11 protein-coding genes and 1 other annotated feature are annotated in these 22,308 nt (G+C 31.6%); of the genes, 6 read left to right on the top strand and 5 right to left on the bottom strand.

Translation table 11 applies throughout. The features are described 5' to 3' along the window. Window positions 1–50: 50 nt before the first annotated feature. The 5 genes from ACWJJT_RS10175 (at window position 51) to ACWJJT_RS10195 (ending at window position 9,118) form a co-directional block, all read left to right on the top strand. Window positions 51–1,580, top strand: a complete 1,530-nt coding sequence (locus ACWJJT_RS10175) for an ABC transporter permease (protein ID WP_462954656.1) — start codon at window positions 51–53, stop codon at window positions 1,578–1,580. A 12-nt stretch (window positions 1,581–1,592) separates the two neighbouring features. Then, window positions 1,593–2,276 carry an ABC transporter ATP-binding protein gene (locus ACWJJT_RS10180; protein ID WP_462954657.1) on the top strand — a complete coding sequence of 228 codons (684 nt, stop codon included), beginning with the start codon at window positions 1,593–1,595 and terminating at the stop codon, window positions 2,274–2,276. 502 nt (window positions 2,277–2,778) lie between these two features. Continuing rightward, window positions 2,779–4,734 (top strand): fructose-specific PTS transporter subunit EIIC, encoded by a 1,956-nt coding sequence (locus ACWJJT_RS10185; RefSeq protein ID WP_462954658.1) that lies wholly within the window; start codon window positions 2,779–2,781, stop codon window positions 4,732–4,734. Window positions 4,735–4,804: 70 nt separating this feature from the next. Then, complete coding sequence (locus ACWJJT_RS10190; RefSeq protein WP_462954659.1) at window positions 4,805–7,414, top strand: glycoside hydrolase family 38 N-terminal domain-containing protein; 2,610 nt, start codon at window positions 4,805–4,807, stop codon at window positions 7,412–7,414. A 15-nt stretch (window positions 7,415–7,429) separates the two neighbouring features. Continuing rightward, on the top strand, window positions 7,430–9,118 hold the full coding sequence (locus tag ACWJJT_RS10195) for a sugar phosphorylase (protein WP_462954660.1): 1,689 nt from the start codon (window positions 7,430–7,432) through the stop codon (window positions 9,116–9,118). Between the two features lie 40 nt (window positions 9,119–9,158). On the opposite strand, the gene ACWJJT_RS10200 is transcribed toward ACWJJT_RS10195, so the two are convergent. From ACWJJT_RS10200 to ileS, 5 genes are all read right to left on the bottom strand, one after another. Next, window positions 9,159–10,226: a mannose-1-phosphate guanylyltransferase gene (locus tag ACWJJT_RS10200; RefSeq protein ID WP_462954661.1), complete on the bottom strand. Its 1,068-nt coding sequence runs from the start codon at window positions 10,224–10,226 to the stop codon at window positions 9,159–9,161. 201 nt (window positions 10,227–10,427) lie between these two features. Beyond that, window positions 10,428–10,832: a hypothetical protein gene (locus ACWJJT_RS10205; protein WP_462954662.1), complete on the bottom strand. Its 405-nt coding sequence runs from the start codon at window positions 10,830–10,832 to the stop codon at window positions 10,428–10,430. 118 nt (window positions 10,833–10,950) lie between these two features. Further along, entirely contained in the window at window positions 10,951–15,015 is a 4,065-nt protein-coding gene (locus tag ACWJJT_RS10210; RefSeq protein WP_462954663.1) for an AAA domain-containing protein, read from the bottom strand. 123 nt (window positions 15,016–15,138) lie between these two features. Continuing rightward, window positions 15,139–16,137: a LacI family DNA-binding transcriptional regulator gene (locus ACWJJT_RS10215; RefSeq protein WP_462954664.1), complete on the bottom strand. Its 999-nt coding sequence runs from the start codon at window positions 16,135–16,137 to the stop codon at window positions 15,139–15,141. A gap of 221 nt (window positions 16,138–16,358) precedes the next feature. Beyond that, window positions 16,359–19,460 carry an isoleucine--tRNA ligase gene (gene ileS, locus ACWJJT_RS10220; RefSeq protein WP_462954665.1) on the bottom strand — a complete coding sequence of 1,034 codons (3,102 nt, stop codon included), beginning with the start codon at window positions 19,458–19,460 and terminating at the stop codon, window positions 16,359–16,361. Window positions 19,461–19,587: 127 nt separating this feature from the next. After that, window positions 19,588–19,804 (bottom strand) — a binding site (T-box leader). Window positions 19,805–20,368: 564 nt separating this feature from the next. On the opposite strand from ileS, the gene ACWJJT_RS10225 reads away from it, so the two are divergent. Next, a complete protein-coding gene (locus ACWJJT_RS10225; protein ID WP_462956767.1) occupies window positions 20,369–22,267 on the top strand; it encodes a type I glutamate--ammonia ligase in 1,899 nt (632 codons plus the stop codon). The last annotated feature ends 41 nt before the right edge of the window (window positions 22,268–22,308 follow it).

Here is a 22,308-nt window from a genome sequence, read left to right on the forward strand (position 1 = left end):
TCACAACTGTTAAATATAATTAGAATTAAAGAAGGAGATGATTAGTCACTATGTATATTTTCAAAAATGCACTTAAAAATATTTCGAGAAATCTAGGTCGAAATATATTAATAGGAATTATTGCGCTTGTAATCGCAGTTTCTAGCTGTGTTGCTTTATCTATTAAACAAGCAGCAAAAACTGCCCAGAATGAGGGACTAAAAGACCTATCAATTACAGCCACAATTGGAGTTGATATGACAAAAATCCAAGAACAAGCTAAGAATGACGGACAGGAATTACGTCAGCTTATGCAAAACAATCCGGCTATTACCTTAGCTGAAATGCAAAAATACTCAAATTCAAGCTATGTTAAAGATTTTAATTACTCATTAGAAAGTTCTATTTCAAAAAGTGATGGCATCGAGCCATACACTGAAACTGAGACCACGACAACCGGAGATACAAATGGATTTAAAGTTGTCATTGGTGACAAAAAAGGCTTTGGGGGTATGGGACAACAGGGCGATTTCACAATTATGGGATATAACACAGAAAATGCAATGACATCATTTGTAAATGGCACAAATAAAATTACATCTGGTGAGGTTTTTTCATTTGATAAAGCAGATAACTCCTGCCTAATAAGTGATACACTTTCAACTTTTAACAATTTGAAGGTTGGTGATAAAATAAAGTTATCAAACCCTAATTTAAGTACGGAAACATATGAACTCACCATAAAGGGCATTTATAGCACAACCGCTACAAGCGATAATAAAATGATGAGATTTTCCGCATCGCAGGATCCTGCAAATTATATTTATACAAACTACAACACACTAAAAGCAATTACTAATAACTCAGAAAATAAGGCGCAAAAAGCTACTGATCAGAATGAAACCGAAACTACAACAGCTTTAAGATACCAAACTAGTGGTATATATTCTTTTTCAAATATAGAACAATTTAATAACTTTAAAACTGATGTGGTATCACTTGGACTATCCAAAGACTATACTGTTACATCAGAAGATGTAACCAATTACGAGCAAAGCTTAGTTCCACTTAAGAATTTAAACAAATTTGCAGACATATTTCTTTTACTTGTTTTTTTAATCGGTGGAACAATTTTAGTTGTACTTAACATTTTTAATATTCGTGAACGCAAATATGAGGTAGGAGTATTGACTGCTATTGGAATGAAAAAAATAAAAGTTGCATTTCAGTTTGTTATAGAGCTATTTTTAGTTACTTTTGTTGCAATAATTATTGGGACATCAATTGGAGCAATAGCTTCTGTACCAATTGCAAACACATTACTTGAAAGCCAAGTAACATCAGCTCAAACACAGCAATCCACCCAAAATGAAAATTTCGGAAGACCGGGAATGGGTCAAGCTGGAGGAAGTGTTCAAATTCGAAATTCTTCAAAAAATAACGATGTCAGCTATATTAAAAATATAACGGCAGCAACTGATATTAAAGTAATATTGCAGTTAATTGGAATTGGTATATTACTTACAATAATTAGTAGTTGTGGAGCAACGATATTCATCTTACGCTATGAACCGCTTAAGATATTATCAAATAGGAATTAGGGGGAGAGGTATATGAGTATATTAAAACTTGAAAATTTGTCTTATTCTTATGATGGTAATAATCAAAAGATTTTAAATGATATTAATTTTGAATTTGAAAAGGGCAAGATCTATGCAATTATTGGCAAATCAGGTGCAGGCAAAAGTACGCTTTTATCTGTATTATCGGGGTTAACTACTCCAACTGAAGGGAAGATTTTATATGATGGTAAGGATATTAAAAAAATAGATAAATACCAATATAGGAGCCGAATGGTGGGAGTTATATTTCAAGGATACAATTTGTTGCCTCAACTGACAGCACAGGAAAATGTGGTATTATCACTTGATGTATCTGGAAAGAAACTAGAAAATAAAAATGAAATTGCTCTAAATATGTTATCAAATTTAGAACTTGATGAAACAAAATCAAAGCGTAGAGTCCTAAAGCTTTCTGGTGGTGAACAGCAAAGAGTTGCAATAGCAAGAGCATTATCATATAATCCAGATATAATTTTAGCTGATGAGCCAACAGGTAACCTTGATAAAGACACAGAAGAAGGCATAATGAAGATTTTTTTAGAACTAGCAAGGCAGCAAGACAAATGTGTAATTATCGTTACTCACTCATCAAAAGTAGCTACATTCGCTGACGAAAAAATAATGATTGCTAACGGAAAATTCGATAAAACTGATAGCAAGCTATCTTCGCTTTAAAATCCACCCCACTGATTCCGTAGATGACTTCCATTTTAAACCCTCTTATTTAATTAAGAGGGTTTAATTTCGTATTAATATTGGCTTATATAGATTAATTACATCATCGATTTTCCTTATTTATGTTATTTTTGTGTTATTAATATAATAAGCAAAAATTATGTCAATAATAACCAAAAGAGTAGAGCGTGCTGTTATATCATAACCATATAAACTAAGTTTGAGTCTATGTAATAGAAAATATGTTTTTCAGCATAAGTTAAGTAATTTAACTTATCAGCGAAATAGCTAACAACAACACTCAAATATAATACCTCCAATTTTTATGTTGTTTTATAACGAATATTATAATTACATTATACACATCATAATGCGGAAAAGTAAAATTATACTTTCTTTGTATAACAAAAGTTTATCTCTTTATGTAATAATTATCTTGTAAATGTAAAAGATTTCACAAATCAATAAGCCCTCATATATAAAATGATAAAGGAGAATGATCATGGATTTAAAAAATATGACTAATAGTGAATTAATCATTTTAAATCAAAAATCTTTAAAAAAAGAAGAAGTTATAAAAAAACTAATAGATAAACTTTATGATCAAGGTATACTTTCATCAAAAGAAGAATTTTTTAAAACTGTAATGGAGAGGGAATCACAGTCTCCAACAGGACTAGAAAGAGGGGTTGCAATACCACATGGTAAATCAACTTCGGTAAATAAAGCAGCTTTTGCAGTGGCTAGGTTAGAAAGTCCTATAAATGATTGGGAAAGTGTAACGGAAAATAATGATGTTGAATTAGTATTTTTATTAGCTATCCCCAAAGCAGAAGAAGGCTCAACTCATTTAAAATTGTTAGGTGAACTTGCATCAGCTTTAATGTATGAAGACTTTACCACAAATTTAAAGAAGGCTAAAGATATTAAAGCGTTTATAGCGGCGCTAGATTATAAAAAGGTTAATAATGAAGTTGTAGAATATAATAAGACAGTTTTAGCTGTTACATCTTGTGCAGCAGGAATAGCTCATACATATATGTCTGCTGAAGCACTAGAAAAGGCCGGTAAGGAAATGGGAGTTAGAGTGCTTACTGAAAAGCAAGGCGCTAACGGTATAGAAGATAGACATAGCCAGGACGATATAAAAAATGCAGATGGAGTAATATTTGCCTGTGATATAGCCGTTAAAAACATTGAAAGATACAATGGTAAATCATTTGTAAAGGTAAAGGTAGCAGAACCACTAAAGGATGCTAAGGGTTTAATTGTGAGAGTTTTAGAAAATCCAGATGGCAAAGTAGAGAGTGGAGCTGTATCAGAATCCTCTGTGGATAGCGGTGTTAAAAAAGGCTTCTTAGCTGGAATGATGGAAGCTATAATGACTGGTATTTCTTATATGATTCCAGTTATAGTTGCAGCTGGTCTTATGATGGGTATAGCAAAACTTTGGGCTATGGGCCTAGGTCAAATAGATAACTTGAATAAATTAGGAGAAAGCGCAAATCAATTATACGTATTCTTATATTATTTAGATAAGTTTGGTGCATTAATATTTAAGTTTATATATCCAGTATTCGCAGCATATGTAGCATATTCAATTGCAGATAGACCGGGTCTTGTACCAGGATTTATAGGTGGTGCTTTTGCCGGTGGATTGCATTATACCTTCTGGGAAATCAAAGGAGGGATACCTTCAGGATTCTTAGGTGCTTTAATTCTTGGTTTAGTCGCAGGTTACTTAACCAAGTTCTTAAATGAAAAGATCAAGTTACCAAAAAATCTTCGAGCAATGAAGCCAATGTTCTTATTACCAGGTATAGTCGTATTTGTTATTTTTGTACTAAATTTCTATGTTATTGATCCTGTCTTTGGAGGTTTAAATGGTTGGTTATCAAATTTAATTGCTTCTTTTAATACTGGAAGTACATTAATATTAACTTCTATAATAGCAGCTTGCACAGCATTTGACCTTGGAGGGCCAGTAAATAAGGCAGCAGGTGCTATAGCTATGGGGCTTGCAGCAGATGAAATATTCCCTTTAACAGGAAGAGTATTATCTATAGTAATTCCTCCAATAGGACTTGGACTTGCAACAGTTTTAGATAAATATATAGTTGGAAGAAGAGTATTTGATGAAAACTTAAGAGTTGTTGGTAATACATCTATTGTGTTAGGGCTCATAGCAGTTAGTGAAGGCGCAATACCATTTATGTTAAAAAATCCATTAATAACTATTCCAATCAATGTAATTGGTGCAATAATTGGTTCATGTACAGCTGTTGCGCTAGGCGCTGTTCAATGGAATCCATTACCAGCAATATGGGGATGGCCTTTAGTAGAAAATTTATGGGCTTACATAATAGGATTAATAGTAGGTGTATTATTCATAGCTTTTGCTAATATTTTTATAAGATATCATATTATTAGAAAACACGAGAAAAAGACAGCTTTATAAATAAAAGAACTAAAAGCTATATTTATAGCTTTTAGTTCTTTCACTAGGGATTATGATTTAGGAGGAGAATATGAATAAAAAGAAAAAGGTATATATAGTACCACATTCTCATTGGGATAGAGAATGGTACTTTACAATAGAGGATTCAAACGTACTACTAAGCCAAAACATTCCATACCTTATTGAAGTGTTAGAAAAGGACTCAGAATTTAATTCTTATACATTAGATGCACAATTATCAATAGTTGAGGAATATTTAGTGCTTTATCCAGAAGATAGGGTGAAATTAGAAGAATTGATTAAGGAAAGAAGAATATTTGTAGGGCCTTGGTATACTCAAACTGATACATTGCTTGTAAATAAAGAATCAATAATAAGAAACTTATTATATGGAACAAGACTAGGAAATAAATTTGGCCACTCTATGACGGTAGGATATCTACCCGATGTATTTGGACAAAATCAATATTTACCTTCAATATTTAGGGGTTTTGATATAGAAGACAGCATACTTCAAAGAGGAGTATACACAGAGGATTTAAAAGATAATTTAAACTTTAGATGGTCATCACCTGATGGAGAAAGAGTTAAGGCTAATAATATTTTCTTGGGTTATGGACCGGGTAAATTTCTAACTACAGATGATAAATATATAGAAGAAAAACTTATACCAATGTTAGAAAAGTTGGAGTCTTTAAATGTGGGCTCAGATGATCTATTATTGCCAGCAGGAGGAGACCAAGTTCTAGTTAGAAATCATTTTCCAAAAACTATAAAAGAGCTTAATGAAAAGCAGTATAAGTATGAGTTTATATTGTCTAACTATGAAGACTTTATGAAGGATACAATGAATAAATCTTTTGAAAATGAGATAAAAGGAGAACTAATAGCTTGTCAAAAATCAAGGATACATAATACTATAAAATCTCAAAGGTATGATATTAAAAAAGCTAACTATGATGTGGAAAATAAGATACTTTATATATTAGAGCCACTTGCTGTTATAGGGAACTCCTTAGGGTTGAAATATCCAACTCCATGGGTAGATATAATGTGGAAATCATTATTTGATGTTCATGCTCATGATAGTATAGGTGGATGTAATTCTGATGCTACAAATATAGGGATTTTAAATAGGATCGAGAAGGCTGATAGGATTTGCTCTGGATTAATTAATGTAATTAAAAAGCAAATTACTACAGCTATTAGTAAAAAAGTAGGAAATGAAAATATAGTTGTATTATTTAATACTAAAGTTTATAGCTCAGTAGAAAATGTTGAAACAGTTATATTTAGTGTGAAAAAAAACTTTAACTTAAATACAATAGAAGGAAATTCGGCCGAGTTTGATTTAGTTAAAAGAGATTATATTAGTGGCGGAAAGCAAGTAGTGGCAAGTGCTGATGGAGATACTCAAATAGAGCTTCCTGGCTATTATAGAAGTGAAGTAATTATAAAAAATGAAGAGCTTAAATCTTTGGGATATAAGACCCTTATCGTTAATGAAGGTGAAATAAACAGTGAAAATATACTAGAGGTTATTGATGACCATGAAATAGAAAATAACTTCTATAAAATAAGGTTAAAGGATAATGCAATTACATTAATCAATAAAAAAACAAGTGAAGAAGTTACGGACATCTTCTATTTTGAAGATAGTGAAGATTGTGGAGATTCTTACGATTATTCTCCATCTTCAAATGGAGAACGCACAGTTATAAGTGAGGCTATTCTTTTAGAAGTTAAAAAATCTAAGAACATAAACAAGATGATTATTCAGCATAGAGGAGTTAATTATAAATCTTGTGAGATAATTGTAAACACAGAAATAGAGCTTAGAAATGGTGAATCCACTATAAGAATCAAGCATCATATAGATAATACGGCAAAGGATCATAGAGTAAGAGTTGTTTTAAATACTAATGTAGTTAGTTCAACTTCACTAAGTGACCAGGGATTCTCTTTTATTGAAAGAAGTAATACTAATAAATATCTAAAAAACTGGAGAGAAAGTGGATTTGTAGAAGCACCAGTACCAATATATGCCTTAGAGAATATGGTTATGTTAAAGGATGAAAAGTATACTTATGGGGTTATTACCAAGGGCATTAAAGAATATGAAATTCTAGAGAATTCAAAGATAGCATTAACACTATTTAGAAGTGTTGGGTTACTTGGACGTGATGATTTACTCTGGAGACCAGGTAGAGCTTCCGGAATAAACAACAAGGTTGTTTACACTCCAGATGCACAAATGATCAAAAAAATGAATTTTGAATATGCCATAACCCTAAGGGATTCATCAGAAGAATTATTTAAACAAGCTGACAAATTCATTGGAAGATATACAAGTTACCAAAAGCAGAATCTGAATTTATTTGAAGAGAGAGTAGAAAGGTTTGAGATTCCATTAAATCTTGATGTTAATGGAGATGAATATTCATTAATGAAAATAGATAACACAAATATAATACAAAGTGTATGTAAAGAATCCTACGAGAAGGATGGATTTATAGTAAGATTATTTAATCCAGGATATAGTGAAGAAGTGGTTAACTTATATTGTGATAAGTTTAAATCCATAAAGTTAACTAATCTTTATGAAAAAGAGATTGAAGAAGTTAATGGAGAAATTAAAGTTAAGCCTAGAGGATATGTGACTATAAAGATAATAGTATAAGAACTGGAGGTTTTTATGAATAATTTAGAATTAACTACCGCTGTAGTTGAAAAATTAAAGTTTATTTATGGATTAGAATATAAAGATGAATTTAAAGATGAAATTGAAAAACTGATAAATAAGTGGGAAGAAATAAGACTTACGAAGGCAGATGCTATTTCAGAAAAAAATGTATATTTGATAACTTATGGAGATAGCATCTATGAGGATGGGGTTCCAACAATAAGAACTTTAAAGAAGTTCTTAAATAAAAAGGTAGGAAACACTATAACAGACATTCACATTCTTCCAATGTTTACTTATACCTCTGATGATGGATTTTCTGTGGTTGATTATATGGAAATAAATAAAGATTTAGGTGATTGGGGATGTATAAAAAATTTATCTGAGGATTATAGATTAATGTTTGATTTTGTAGCTAATCACATTTCTAAATCAAGTAGCTGGTTTAAGGGCTACTTAAGTAATGAAAAAAAATATGAAAATTATTTTATAAAAGAAGATAATAATTTTAATACTAAAAATGTTATAAGGCCTAGAACATCACCATTATTCCATAAGTATGAAGGAGAAAGTGGAATAAAAACAGTATGGACAACGTTCAGTGAAGACCAAATCGATGTGAACTTTGGATGTTTTGCAGTTTTATTAGAAATGACAGATATATTATTAAACTATGCTAGAAATGGCGCAACATCAATAAGGTTAGATGCTATAGGTTTCTTATGGAAGCAGTCTGGCACAAACTGCATGCATCTCCCTCAAACCCATGCAGTTATTGAGGTTTGGAGACTATTGTTTGATTACTTTAAAGAAAACACTCAAATAATAACGGAGACTAATGTACCTCACAGTGAAAATATAAGTTACTTTGGAGGTAAGAGTAATGAAGCAAATATGGTATATCAATTTCCGTTACCACCACTAGTACTATACACTCTTACAACCCATAATTCTAAAAAGTTAACAGAGTGGGCAAATACTATAGATAAGGTATCTGATACAGCTACATATTTTAACTTCTTATCAAGTCATGATGGAATAGGGATGAGACCAACAGAAGGAATCTTAACTGATAGTGAAAGACAAGTTTTAGTAGATAAGGTTAATAAAAATGGAGGAAGAGTTTCTTATAAGAATAATGCGGATGGAAGTAGGTCGGTATATGAACTTAATATTAATTATAATGATGCTATTATAAATATAGATGAAGATATTACTTTAGAGGATGAAGTTAATAAGATAATAGCTTCAATTTCAATATTACTATCTTTTGTAGGAGTACCTGCTATATACTATCATTCATTATTAGGATCAAGAAATGATTATAAGGGCTTAGAATCGTCAGGAATAAATAGAAGAATTAATAGAGAAAAGCTTGAATTTAGCAAGCTATCTAATGAATTAGATAATGATGAAAGAAAAAAGGCTATATTTAATAGAACAAAGGAATTAGTTGAAATTAGAAAAACACATTCAGCATTTTCACCTTTTGCATCTCAAGAGGTTTTAGATTTAGGAGAAAATATATTTGTATTAGAAAGATATAATGACCATACTAAAGAAAAGATAACATTTATAGTAAATGTAGACTCAAAAACAGTAAGAATCAACCCTAATATTGTGGGGATTGACATAGTTACAGGTAGAGAAATAAAGGGTACTATTGATCTAAACCCCTATGAATTTGTATGGATAAAGTAACCAATAAGCCCCCCTATAGGTGGGGCTTATTAAAATTAAATTATATATATTTTTCCGTTCCTTCATACTCTTTAAGTTCATTAACCAAATGCTTAATCTCCTGATCCTTATTCTTGTCCATTACGAGTATTACATCTCCTGCATCGACAATTATAAGATCCTTTACACCAAACCCAATTATAAGTCTGTCCTTACCAAATACTGAACAATTTTCACTCTCTTCCATAAACGTGTTACCCAATACATTGTTACCTCGTAAATTACTTAGAAACCTTGAAAGTGCTGCAAAAGTTCCTATGTCATCCCATACAAAGTCACATTTTATAACAAATGCCTTTCTAGTTTTCTGCATTATGCCAAAATCTACTGATATTCCATCTATTTCATTGTACTGTTCTTTTGTTACCTCGGATTCTTCATCAGTCTCTAAAGCTTGATATATAGTCATTAATCTTTTATACATCTTAGGTAAATACTTCTCCATCTCTCGTAAGTACACATCTGCTCTCCATACAAACATACCACTATTCCAAAGGAAGTTTCCTTTTAAGAGCAAATCCTTGGCTACTTCGGTATTAGGTTTTTCTAAAAATCGTTCTACTTTGAACGTAGGCATATCAGCGTTTACCCTATCTCCCATTTCTATATAACCATATCCAGTTTCTGGTCTTGTGGGCTGTACCCCTATGGTGACTAGTCCTCTTTTTTTATTTGCAATTTCAACTCCCTGTAAAATAGTCTCTTTAAACTCCTTTTCATTTTCTATATAATGATCAGAAGGTAAAACTATCATGGTTGCTTCCTTGTCCTGTTTCACTAGCTTGGCAGCGGATAGACCTATACAAGTAGCAGTTTCTTTATTACTAGGTTCCACAAATATGTTTTTTTTATTAATTTCTGGAAGTTCCTCGCATATTTTATCAAAATAATCTTCATTAGTAACTACATAAATATTTTCATTGCTAACTAAACATTTTATTCTATCCACAGTGCTTCTTAAAAAGCTCTTATTATTGATAATATTCAAAAACTGCTTCGGGTTTTGTGCACGAGATAGAGGGTAAAGTCTTGTTCCTTTTCCACCTGCTAAGATTAGTACGTATAGCAAAATACCACCCCAAATTATTACTCATTTCATTTTATGATTCATAAGTCTATGTTGTGAGAACAATTTATAATATTGTTTAAGTATTTAGTTTTATATATTTAAAAATTGCTTATACCTCTTGTTAATTTAAAAAAACAAAAATGTGCAGGATGGAAAATACATTTTTCATCCTGCACATTTTTGTCTAAATGTTTTTATTTCTCATCCGAGAATACCTTCTTTATCTAAAACAATACTCTCTTCATCAAAAGGCGAAACAAATTCAAATCTGTCTGTTGACATTTTGCCTCCGCTTTTTTCAAGTAATTCTAAATCATCGTATTCGTCAATATTATATTCCTTTAAAACAGAGGTCATATCCTTTTCTCCTAGGCATGGTAGTCGCTTAACAAATGAACGAAATAATTCTTCGCTGAAATACTTTGAATTTACTATAGGAAAACACGGCAATGGAGAAAATCCATACGCTTCAGCCTTCTTAACACCCTCAATATCATATTTGAAATAATATTTTTCCGTTCCTTTACTTAATTCTCCTACTTTAAATGTTTCTTCTTGTTCATTTTTCCATATCATCCATATTACGTTCTTCACTTTGCTAGTCATTCCTCTCACCCTCTTATTAAAAATCATACTATTATCATACTCTGTTATTATACTTATTATAACTTAACTGGAATAATATGCAAACAAAAATTTCACTAAGTAAGGTTTTATGTTTTTTCTAATTATTTAATTTTTGTGATAATCTATCCATAACTACACTAGGATTTCTATAAAATTCACTGGCACGTATTTTATAAAACTCCCATCCAACCCTTTCAAGACACATTTGCATTTCATACTGCTTTTGCCAATTATAATTTTCATCTTGTGGCATTCCAATGCATTTAACTGCTATTTTTTTATAATGACCTCCAGTAATATCCAAAGATAAATCCGTTTCTACAACAAAGTCTATAGTATATTTTCCTACTTTAACCTTTGGTGTAATCTTATATCCACTTTCTTTTATGCATCTTTCTATGTGCTCCTCAAAATCATTTAATAATAAATATTGTTGTGATTTAATTTCTTCCTTAGGTTCATTCTCCTCAAGGCAATATTTTAATAGGGAGTATCTAACACATTTATTATTGAGGTTATCTAAATCCACTGAGTGAAATAGCCACATTTGATTCCTTGCACGGCTTGCCGCTACATTAAATCTTCTTATATCTGATCCCTTAGTTAAAGCTGTAAATTTAGCATTATTTGCAATAACCATCGATAGGAACATTACATCTCTCTCATCCCCTTGGAAGGAATAAGCATCTCCACATATAAGTCTTCTTTGCAGTATTTCCTCCATGCCAAGTGTCTCTACCAACATGCCCAGTATTAATTCAGCTTGAGCGTCCCCTAGTAACGATACAACTCCCATTGTCATGCCATTATACCTCTCGTCACTACAACACTCTACTATCTTATCTACAATGCTTTTTGCTTCGTTTGCGTTTATAGCCTTAGTTTCATCCCTACATCCCTGCGTAACTTTAGAGGTTACTATAAATGGGCCAACTATCTCTTTAGCGTCTATTCTTCTTAAAGGTATTATTTCGCCCGAATAGCACAATTCATTACTAAATCCTATTATCTCTGGCACACACCTAAAGTGCTCCTTTAATAATAGTCTATTTGGGAATACCCTTAGGGCTGTATTGTACAAGCTAGTTTTTAAATCAAACCATTCTGCATGTGGAATATCTTCTAAATATGTGCTTATTAAAGTTTCTACAGCGACATGGTCCTTTCCAATGGCTTCTGGACTTATTTGCTTTTCATCTCCTACAATAATTGCCTTCTTAGCCCTCATTAAAACTGTTATAGCTGATATATCACTTTGACTGCTCTCGTCCACAATTACCACATCGAATAAATTATCCGTAAGCTTTAAATTCTCCATGACCCTATTTATTGGCATAATCCATACAGGAATTACATCCTTACAATTTTCCATTTCCTTTTGTGCAATTTTCCTATACTTCACTGCCTGAGTTCCCGTGCCTTTTCCTATTCTTTTTATAGCTTCCATCCAAGTAAATAAGCTTCTTTTTTGAGCCTCAGTAGTACGCTCTATTTGATTGAACCAACTTTTTTTAGAAACAAGTTCTCTTATAATATATTTTTCTTTGATTTTTTCCTGGGCTATATTTTTCTCTAAAGCTTCCACATCAATCTCTTCTAATTTGCATAAAAAATCATTCCATTTTTTCCACTTCCATGCCTTTTCCCAATTTGAATCTTCTAAACCCTTCATGGCTTTTTTATTATCATTCGTGATATTTTCAAGTAATATAGGACAGCATTTTTCCATCTTTTTGCTTAATTGTGTTAATTCTAACACACTACTCGCTACTTGCATTAGGCTATCAATCCCCATATAAACAGAATGCAAACTATCAACGTCTCTTGTTTTTATAGCATTGTGTAACTTTTGCATGCACCCTACATTATTGAATGTTTTCTCTATCCCTTCCATTTCTAATTTTAATTTGTTATATTTATGTATAAGCCTTAAACTCTCAAATCCATTTTTCAGATATATATATGATTCTTTTTCATACCAATGTAACCTAATCGTCAGGTTTTTATCTGGTAAAAAATTAATTATATTATTTCTAAAGTCTTTGTCCCAGTTAATAATCGTTTCAATACCTCTAATGCCCCTCGCGACCTCACTTACATAGTTTAAGTTCGAATCATCTATTATCTTTGCCCCATACTCTTCTATTGTATTATTCCAAATATTTTTAAGTTCTCTTTCTAATAGCTGTAGCTTTATATATAAATTAACTACCCTTATTTGTTCACTATTATTTATAAGCTCATAATCCACCTTACAACCCGCGAATATATATTTAAACTTACCATGGAGTATTTTAAATACAATTCCCAGTTTGCCTTTTTCACTTATTGCTTTTGATACAACATCAAAGTCATTTTTAAATTTGTTTATATCAACATCAGTCGGTATTTCTAACTTGTGATCATTTAATTCTTGCTTAATTTCACTTATACTTCTTATATATTCATTACACTTATTAACTAATTGTTGCCAAAGACTTCGTGATTCGTTATTAGAATAATAATGAGTCATAACATTATTTAACCAGCTATTCTCAAACCCTTCTAGCCTTTCTATTGCATCATCTACAAGTTTTAGTAATCTTCTATTCCCATAATCTATAGACTTAACATTATTCCAGTCTTTAATGTTATTCTCATGAATATGTTGGTACTGTTCTAATTTAAATAATTCTAATATTTTATAACATAACTCATCTTCTTTAGGCAATATCGCTCTGTACTTATCTATGTTATTTATTTCATGCACTTGCTCTTTTGTAATTATACTTGATAATGTAACTAACTTAATAAATTCTTCATGACCTAAGGGATTTTGTTTATTAAAATCAACCTTATCTACTAACCAAGAATGAGCATCTTCATTATCTTTAACCCACTTAGCCATATGCATTAATGTGTATTTTTGCCCTTCATACTCTACCTTGTCGTTTTCTCTATCTTCAATGCATTTTAACCCTTCATATAATTTTTTTTGAGTTTCAATGCACTTACTAAGTTTATATTTTAAGAGTTTTATGTCTTTATGTAATTCTTTAGTGTCCATTGATAAATTTTCTGTTATTTTTCTAACAGACTCGTCCAATTCTTCTAGTGATTTCGTATCATTTCCCAATATACTTATACATAATGCCCTAACTTCTTCGGGGATTTTATTAGACAAAACCCTTAATGCTCTATCTGTTTGGCTTGTAACTAGCACCCTCTTGCCATGTGCCAAAAGATGGCATATTAAATTAGCTATAGAATGGCTTTTACCAGTACCTGGTGGTCCCTGTACAACAATCCCAAAGTTTTCAGCGAGCCTCTTAGTTATTTCCATTTGCTCCTGATTTGCAGGCAGAGGAAATAATACATCTTGTCCCACTTCCGTCCACTCATTAAGTTCCTCGATATCTTGCACCATATTTTCCTCTGAAACTAAAGCTTCTATAGTTTTAGGAATAGGAAATCCCGCTCTTATTTGCGTTAATACATCATTTAGTTCCATATTCCAAAGTCTTGTGTCAACCTTACGAAGTATGATGCATGGGGCATTGTAAAATTGCATGTTACTTTGAATCTTTATATCTGATTCGCAGCTTAGCTCCTCAATATAAAAATCCGACCTGTGAGCTTTTAAAAGCATAGCTATCTCTTCGAATATTTTCGAAGCCATTTCAATATTTCTCACATCCAAAGCCATATCTTTTGCTTTATTGCGAATGCTTAGTAAACTGTCTAAGTTTACTTCGAGGTATTCATTTAAAAATTCAAGCTCCACATTGGTTTGGTTATTATATGGTTTTAGGGTAAATATTTTTTTCATTGCGTCAAGTTTTATTTCCATTTTAGTCGTAAAAATAGGATGGACTACTTTTTTGCCCTCTTTTTCCCAAGTTAAAAGTCCATTTGACCAAATCACCTCTAAATCTTCACTGTTTTTTTCTAGTTTTAAATATGTTTTCTGAAACTGAGCGTATAATTTTCCTGCTCTCTCATCTATAGTTAACCAATAATCCTTATTTTCATCAACATTAAAAGTGCACCCACTAATATTTTGGAGTTCCTTTTGCCAATGTACATTTTCATATTCATTAATATTTCTTATAGTTTTTTGATTCATATTTTTTATACTTAGTAAATATGAAAATATTTTTTCTACTTTATTATTAATATTCAAAACTTTGTTACCTCCAACTTGTTAATTTGACATTTATAAAATCACCTAATTGTATATTCAAGGCTCATGAAAATAATGTAAAAAGTCTTATTAAAACTTATTTTGTTTTAATAAGACTTATATTTATTTACAGGAGTCTCTCTCCACTATTCTATACGGTAATACAAAATGTTTTTCCTCAACCTCTAAATTAGTTATAGCTTTTATAAGCATTCTCATACTTACAGATCCCATGTCATACATTGGTTGAGCCACTGTAGTCAATTTAGGATAGAATATTGAAGCTGAATAAATATCATCAAAGCCCATAACATCTATGTCCTCCGGAACTTTAATAGATTTATCTCTTAATGCATTTATTACTCCCATAGCAATTTCATCACTAGCACAGAATACTGCGTCTATTTGGACACCTTTATCTAATATCGCATTAATCCCCTTGTACCCATCTCTAGCCTTAACTCCGCCAAGATAAATTAGCTCTTTATCAAGTGTTATTCCCATTTCCTCAAGCCCTTTGATATAGCCCGTGTGCCTTTTAGCTAGCGCATTAGCTTTTTCTATATCAGTACCTACATATGCAATTTTCTTGTTGCCCTTATTTATCAAATATTTTACCGCATCAGCTGCTGCCCTTACATTATCAATAGTAACACTAGGTAATATTCCACCAGCATCTGTAGTTTCTACAAGAACCGTCGGCATTTCGAGCTCTCTTATTAAGCTTATAACATTATTCTCTATGGAATTACTCATGTATATAACTCCATCTATCATTTTCTCTTTAAGTATTCTTAAAGATTCCATTTCTTTATCTACGTCCAAATCCGCATTGCAAAGCATAATGTTGTATTTATAAATATTAGCTACATCCTCACAGCCTCTAACAATTTCAGGATAAAATTGATTTGATATATCCGGTATGATTATCCCTATAGTACTAGATTTTTGAGTTTTTAAGCTTCTTGCAACTATATTAGGCCTATACGACAATTTTTTAATAGCATCATTTACTTTTTTCTTAGTGTCTTCATTTACCACATCTATATCATTTAAAACTCTGGATACTGTGGCAATAGAAACTCCCGCTTCTCTTGCAACATCTTTTATTGACGCAGCCATATTTCTCAACTCCTACTATTTTCTTATCTTATCATTATACTGATAAAAGCCTGTCATTTCAAGTTATATATGAACTTGCTACTATTAGTATAGTTATAGTGTTCCCATTAAATCAAGTTTACAATGATATTTATAAATATATCTCATAAAGTGTACCCCCACATTATTATTACTAAAAAAGAAAGTATGTGCTTAATATCACATACTTTCTAAATCATTAATTACAATTTTTCTAAATCTAGTTTTAAATCTTCACCATTTATCTTAACCGTCGTATATTCTCTTTCACCATTATATACAACTTCTACAGATAAAGTATCCCGTTTGATTTGTTCCTCAAATCTCGAAATTACATTTTGAAGCATTTCATTTCCAGATACGTAAATTCTAATCTTATCAGCAACTTCAAAACCACTTTCTTTTCTCATGTTTTGAATCTTGCTTAAGATCTCACGTACGTTTCCTTCTTCTTTAAGTTCTTCGGTGATGTTAGTCATTAAGACTACTCCCATTTCACCTTCCCCAGCAAATGCATAGCCTTCAAGCCCTTGCATTGTAACAAGTAATCTCTCGCTATTGAGTTCTATTTCTGTTCCCGCTACATTTATAGTAACTATGCTCCCGTTATTTATAGTTTGAGCAAGCTCCATTTGGTTCATAGCTCCTATTGCTTTCTTAATTCCTGGTATTAGCTTACCATATGGCTTACCTAGCACAGGTAAATTTGGTTTAATTTCAAATTTAACATATTTAGAAATATCAGCTCCTAGCTCTACTTCTTTAATATTAAGTTCTTCTTTTACTATATCTCCATAATACTCTGGAAGAGATTTAGAACTAACTAGCATTTTAGAAAGCGGCTGTCTATTCTTTATATTAGCAGCATTTCGTGCACTTCTTCCTAATTTAACAGTCTTATAAGCCATATCCATTTCTTCTTCTAATACTTTATCCACTTGATCCTCTCTATATTCAGGCCATGCACATAAGTGAATACTTTCTGGTGCACTTTTGTCAAATGCAACTACTAAGTTTTGATATAACTCTTCTGTTATAAACGGTATAAACGGAGCAGATATTTTGGAAAAAGTTGTGATAACTCTATATAATGTCATATAAGCGCCTATCTTATCATCTGTAAGTGACTCTACCCAGTATCTTGCTCTATTGCGCCTTACATACCAATTAGAAAGTTCATCTACAAAACCTTCGAGTTCAAGAGCACCTTGAGTTATTCTATAATTCGTCAAATGGTCATCTATATTCTTAACTAATGTGTTTAGTTTTGACATCATCCATTTGTCCATAATATTCTCAGATTCAAAGCGATCATATTTAGTTGGGTCAAAATTATCTATTTCAGCATATAGAATATAGAATGAATATACATTCCAAAGGGTTCCTATGAACTTCCTTTGTGCCTCAATTACCGCGCCTTCATAAAATCTTGAAGGTAACCATGGCGCACTAGCAGTATAAAAGTACCATCTTAGAGCATCTGCTCCTTGATTTTCTAGCACTGTAAATGGACTTAGCACATTCCCTTTATGCTTAGACATTTTAATTCCGTTTTTATCTAATACATGCCCTAGTACAATACAGTTTTCAAATGGGTTTGTATCAAATACAGCTGTAGATACCGCAAGTAACGTATAGAACCATCCTCTTGTTTGGTCTACTGCTTCTGAAATAAATTGAGCTGGGAAATTAGCTTCAAATAGTTCTTTATTTTCAAATGGATAGTGATGTTGCGCAAATGGCATTGATCCTGAGTCAAACCAACAATCTATAACTTCTTCTACTCTAGTCATAGATTTGCTACATTTTGGACATTTTAAATTTATCTTATCTATAAATGGTTTATGAAGCTCTATTCCTCCTGGCACATCTATTCCCTTTTCATTAAGTTCTGCTATACTTCCTATAAGTTCGCGATGACCGCATTCACATTCCCAAATTGGAAGTGGAGTCCCCCAATATCTAGATCTACTTATACTCCAATCTATAACGCCTTCAAGGAATTTACCCATTCTTCCCGTCCTTACGTTATCTGGCATCCAATTAATTTTATTATTATTATCTATAAGTTTGTCCCTTACTGAAGACATTCTTACAAACCAACTTTCTCTTGGATAATATAAAAGTGGTGTATCACATCTCCAACAGTGTGGGTATGAGTGTTCAAATTTCTCTGCTTTATATAAAACATTGTTTTCTTTTAAGTATTCTAATATCTTAGCATCAGCCTCTTTAACAAAAATGCCCTTCCATGGAGCAACGCAATCTACAAATTTTCCTTCTAGATCAACTAAATTAATAAGTGGTAAATCATATTTTTTACCAAGCAAATTATCATCTTCACCATAAGCCGGAGCAATATGGACTATCCCTGTACCATCTGAGAGCGTTACAAAATCTCCGTGTACTACATAGAATGCTTTTTCTTTTGGAGTATAGAAATTAAACATTTGCTCATATTCAAGACCTATTAGAGCTTCTCCTTTAAATTCACGTACTACCTCATACTCTCCCTCGAGTCTACTTAATAAATCTCTCGAAAGTATTAAAGTCTCACCTTCCTCAATTACCTCAACATAATCATATTTTTTGTTTACTGCAAGCGCTACATTACTTGGAAGTGTCCAAGGAGTTGTAGTCCAAACAAGTATAAATTTTTCTTCACCCTTAACTTTGAATTTTACATATGCTGACATCTCTTTTACATCCTTATATCCTTGAGCCACTTCATGAGATGATAAAGATGTTCCACATCTTGGACAATAAGGCATTACTTTATGACCTTTGTATAATAGATCCTTATCCCACATTTGCTTTAATGCCCACCAAACTGATTCAATATAATCATTATGATAAGTTACATATGGCTTCTCCATATCTACCCAGTATCCTACCCTATCCGACATTTCCTCCCACAAATTCACATAATTAAAAACACTGTCCTTACATTCTTTTACAAACTTTTCCACACCATAAGATTCTATTCCAGCTTTACCATTAATTCCAAGTTTTTTTTCTATTTCAAGTTCTACCGGTAACCCGTGAGTATCCCACCCAGCTTTTCTAAGAACATTATACCCCTTCATTACCTTATATCTTGGAATTAAATCCTTCATAACTCTTGTTAAAACATGACCGATATGTGGTTTTCCATTAGCCGTTGGTGGACCATCATAAAAAGTAAAGGCCTCTCCTTCCTCATTTAAATCAAAATTCTTTTGAATAATATCTTTTTCCTTCCAAAGCTTAAGCACATCTTTTTCTATATCCATAAAACTTTTTGAAGCATCATTTTTCTTATACATAATAAAACTCCTTTCCCTATTTCATTTAATAATTACTATTTGTATGCGGGGAACTTTCCTTCTGAAATGTCGTTAAATCATCACCTGCGGTACTACAATATTTTAAAATATAAAAAAACCCCACCCTAAATAGGACGAAGTTAAATTCGTTATGCCACCTATAATAAATATAAATTCAAGTACAATAATACTTTATTCTTTAACGCAGAAATACGGATAAGCTTACTAAACATTCAGCTCTCAGCTCCTAGGTGATTTTCTCTAAACCTTCACTATGGGTTCTCAGCCTGGCCCATTCTCTGTAAGTTACTTGCTTAAATACTTTTCCTAATCAAAGCTTTTTATTAGTCATAATCAATAATTACTATGAACTTCTTATCATTATATTATAATGAATTTTTATTGTCAATTTCTTTTTAAATTCTCTTGTATTTACCATAAAAAAAAGAGGTCTATATCTAAAAAATAAAATTTGTGTTATAACTCCTATATGTCAATATTTTGGAAATACTATTCTGCCAAACCTTCAATAACACTTTGATTATTTAAATATCACCTTTTCATAGATGTATGTGATATAATACTAGTTAAAAATAAACTTTGATATGATTTGAATTTATAAATGAATTTTTATTTAAAACAACTTGCAAATAAGCACCATTATTTCATGATTAATTGTATTTTATGATGTTTTCTTATTGACATACTTGCATTTTCATAATAAAATCATTTTATTTACAAATAAATTTTTGTTGTATTTTTTAAAAAAGCTCACTACTTCTATATGTTGTAGTCCTGTTACAGGCAATTCAAGTATTCTGCTAAGATCATGATTCTATTTCTAAAAATGTTAATCAAGTCACTTTAGTGGCTTTTAAGCAATTTATATACTTTAAAGGAGGAATATTATTTTGAAAAAATTAATTTATGTAATTCCTAAAGAAAAGCATTCTGAAAAAGAAATTAAAGAAACTTTACTTGCTCACTCTGAGGTGAAATTCGTCTCACTAGTTGGTATTGACTTATCCGGTAATGACACTGACGAGAGAATTCCGATGAAAATATTCTTAAATGATATTAGCGGTTTCGCGGACGGCGCTATTCAAACTGATGGTTCATCTGTAGTATTGCCAGGTATTGCTACTCTAAACAATGCTAAATTAGACATGCTGGCAGATTTTGACTGTAATTGGTACGTTGACTACAATTATGAAAACATTGACCCTGAAACATCATTACCTATAGGTACATTAAAAATCCCATGTATATTATTACATGATAATCTCCCAGTAGATTCAAGATCAATCTTAAAAAGATCCGTCGAATGCTTTAAAACAACCCTCCTTAATTTATTCAAAGAATATCCATCATCTTTAACCTCTTTTAATTTTGAATATAAAGATATTGATGAGCTAATGCTCACTTCTGCTACTGAGTTAGAATTTTGGGTAAAAACACCTAATGATAAAGCTGATATAGAAGAACTATCTACTTCGCAGGTACTAAAAGAGCAATATTGGAGTAAAACTAAAGGAAATGTTCGAACAGCTCTCGAGCAAACACTTCTTTTAATGGAAGAGTATGGTTTCGAACCTGAAATGGGCCATAAAGAAGTTGGTGGGGTAAAAGCTCAAATAGGTGAAGCTGGTACTCTAACACATATTATGGAACAACTTGAATTAGATTGGAAGTTTTCAAATGCTCTTCAATGTGCAGATAATGAGCTATTTATCAGAAATTTAGTAAAGGAAACCTTCAGACTTAACGGTCTAGATGTTAATTTTTTAGCAAAACCTGTACATGATGTGGCTGGAAGCGGTGAACATATTCATGTCGGAGTCGCTGTAAAGTTAAAAAACGGAAAGAGAGTTAACTTATTCAATTCAAATAAAAAACATTTTTTAAGCACTTTAGGTTATGCTTCCGTGATGGGCGTACTTAAAAATTATGAAGTAATAAATCCATTTGTTTCTTCAACAAATGATTCTTTAAGAAGATTAAAAGTTGGTTTTGAAGCTCCTATTTGCATAGTAACTTCACTTGGTCACAGTGTAGATATTCCATCGAGAAACAGATCTATACTTTTAGCCTTAATAAGAGACCTTGATAATCCACTTGCTACAAGATTTGAACTTAGGTCTCCATGTCCACATACTAATGCCTATTTAGCTTTATCTACCATGTATATGACAATGCTCGATGGAATTGTATATGCCATAGAAAACAATAAATCTGAAGATGACCTTTTGAAAGAATTATCTAAAGCACCAGGAGACGACAGCGATTATTTAGAAAAAGATAGAGCTTATAGAAGTGAAGAAGATGTATTCGAATTCTATACAGAAGATGAGCGCGCAAAATATTTTGGAAAAGCACCTAAAACTGTTTATGAAAATGTTCGTACATTAGAAGAATATCCTGAAAAACTTAAGGTTCTTACGACTTCCAATGTATTTACTACTAGCATAATAAATAGTTTTAAAATGGCAATAACCAGTAGATGGGTTACTGAAATAAATAATAGGTTATTAAATAATTATGCAGAAGAGATTCGAAAATCTGAAATGATTCACACTGCTGAAAAAGCTTTAGATTTAGATTTAGCAAATTGGCAAAAAATTAATGATCTTAGACATTCTCTTATGAAGGATACTTATTCTAAGAAAAGCCTATTTACTAAAATAAAAGAAGCTTCTAACCTTGAAAACTATGAAGAACTTTCATCATTACAAATACAATTAGATGCACAAATGGAAGAGCTTAGACTTTATTATTCTAACTATAAAAAGAATTTATTAGATATTTGATAAAAATCAAAATTATATATCGTGAGTCATGAAATGACCGT

This window comes from Clostridium sp. CM041 (assembly GCF_055081035.1).

Excerpts from the sequence above, each read along its gene's own strand:
- ACWJJT_RS10175 (WP_462954656.1), top strand. The coding sequence starts at position 51 with ATGTATATTTTCAAAAATGCACTTAAAAATATTTCGAGAAATCTAGGT.
- ACWJJT_RS10180 (WP_462954657.1), top strand. The coding sequence starts at position 1,593 with ATGAGTATATTAAAACTTGAAAATTTGTCTTATTCTTATGATGGTAAT.
- ACWJJT_RS10185 (WP_462954658.1), top strand. The coding sequence starts at position 2,779 with ATGGATTTAAAAAATATGACTAATAGTGAATTAATCATTTTAAATCAA.
- ACWJJT_RS10190 (WP_462954659.1), top strand. The coding sequence starts at position 4,805 with ATGAATAAAAAGAAAAAGGTATATATAGTACCACATTCTCATTGGGAT.
- ACWJJT_RS10195 (WP_462954660.1), top strand. The coding sequence starts at position 7,430 with ATGAATAATTTAGAATTAACTACCGCTGTAGTTGAAAAATTAAAGTTT.
- ACWJJT_RS10205 (WP_462954662.1), bottom strand. The coding sequence starts at position 10,832 with ATGACTAGCAAAGTGAAGAACGTAATATGGATGATATGGAAAAATGAA.
- ACWJJT_RS10215 (WP_462954664.1), bottom strand. The coding sequence starts at position 16,137 with ATGGCTGCGTCAATAAAAGATGTTGCAAGAGAAGCGGGAGTTTCTATT.
- ileS (WP_462954665.1), bottom strand. The coding sequence starts at position 19,460 with ATGTATAAGAAAAATGATGCTTCAAAAAGTTTTATGGATATAGAAAAA.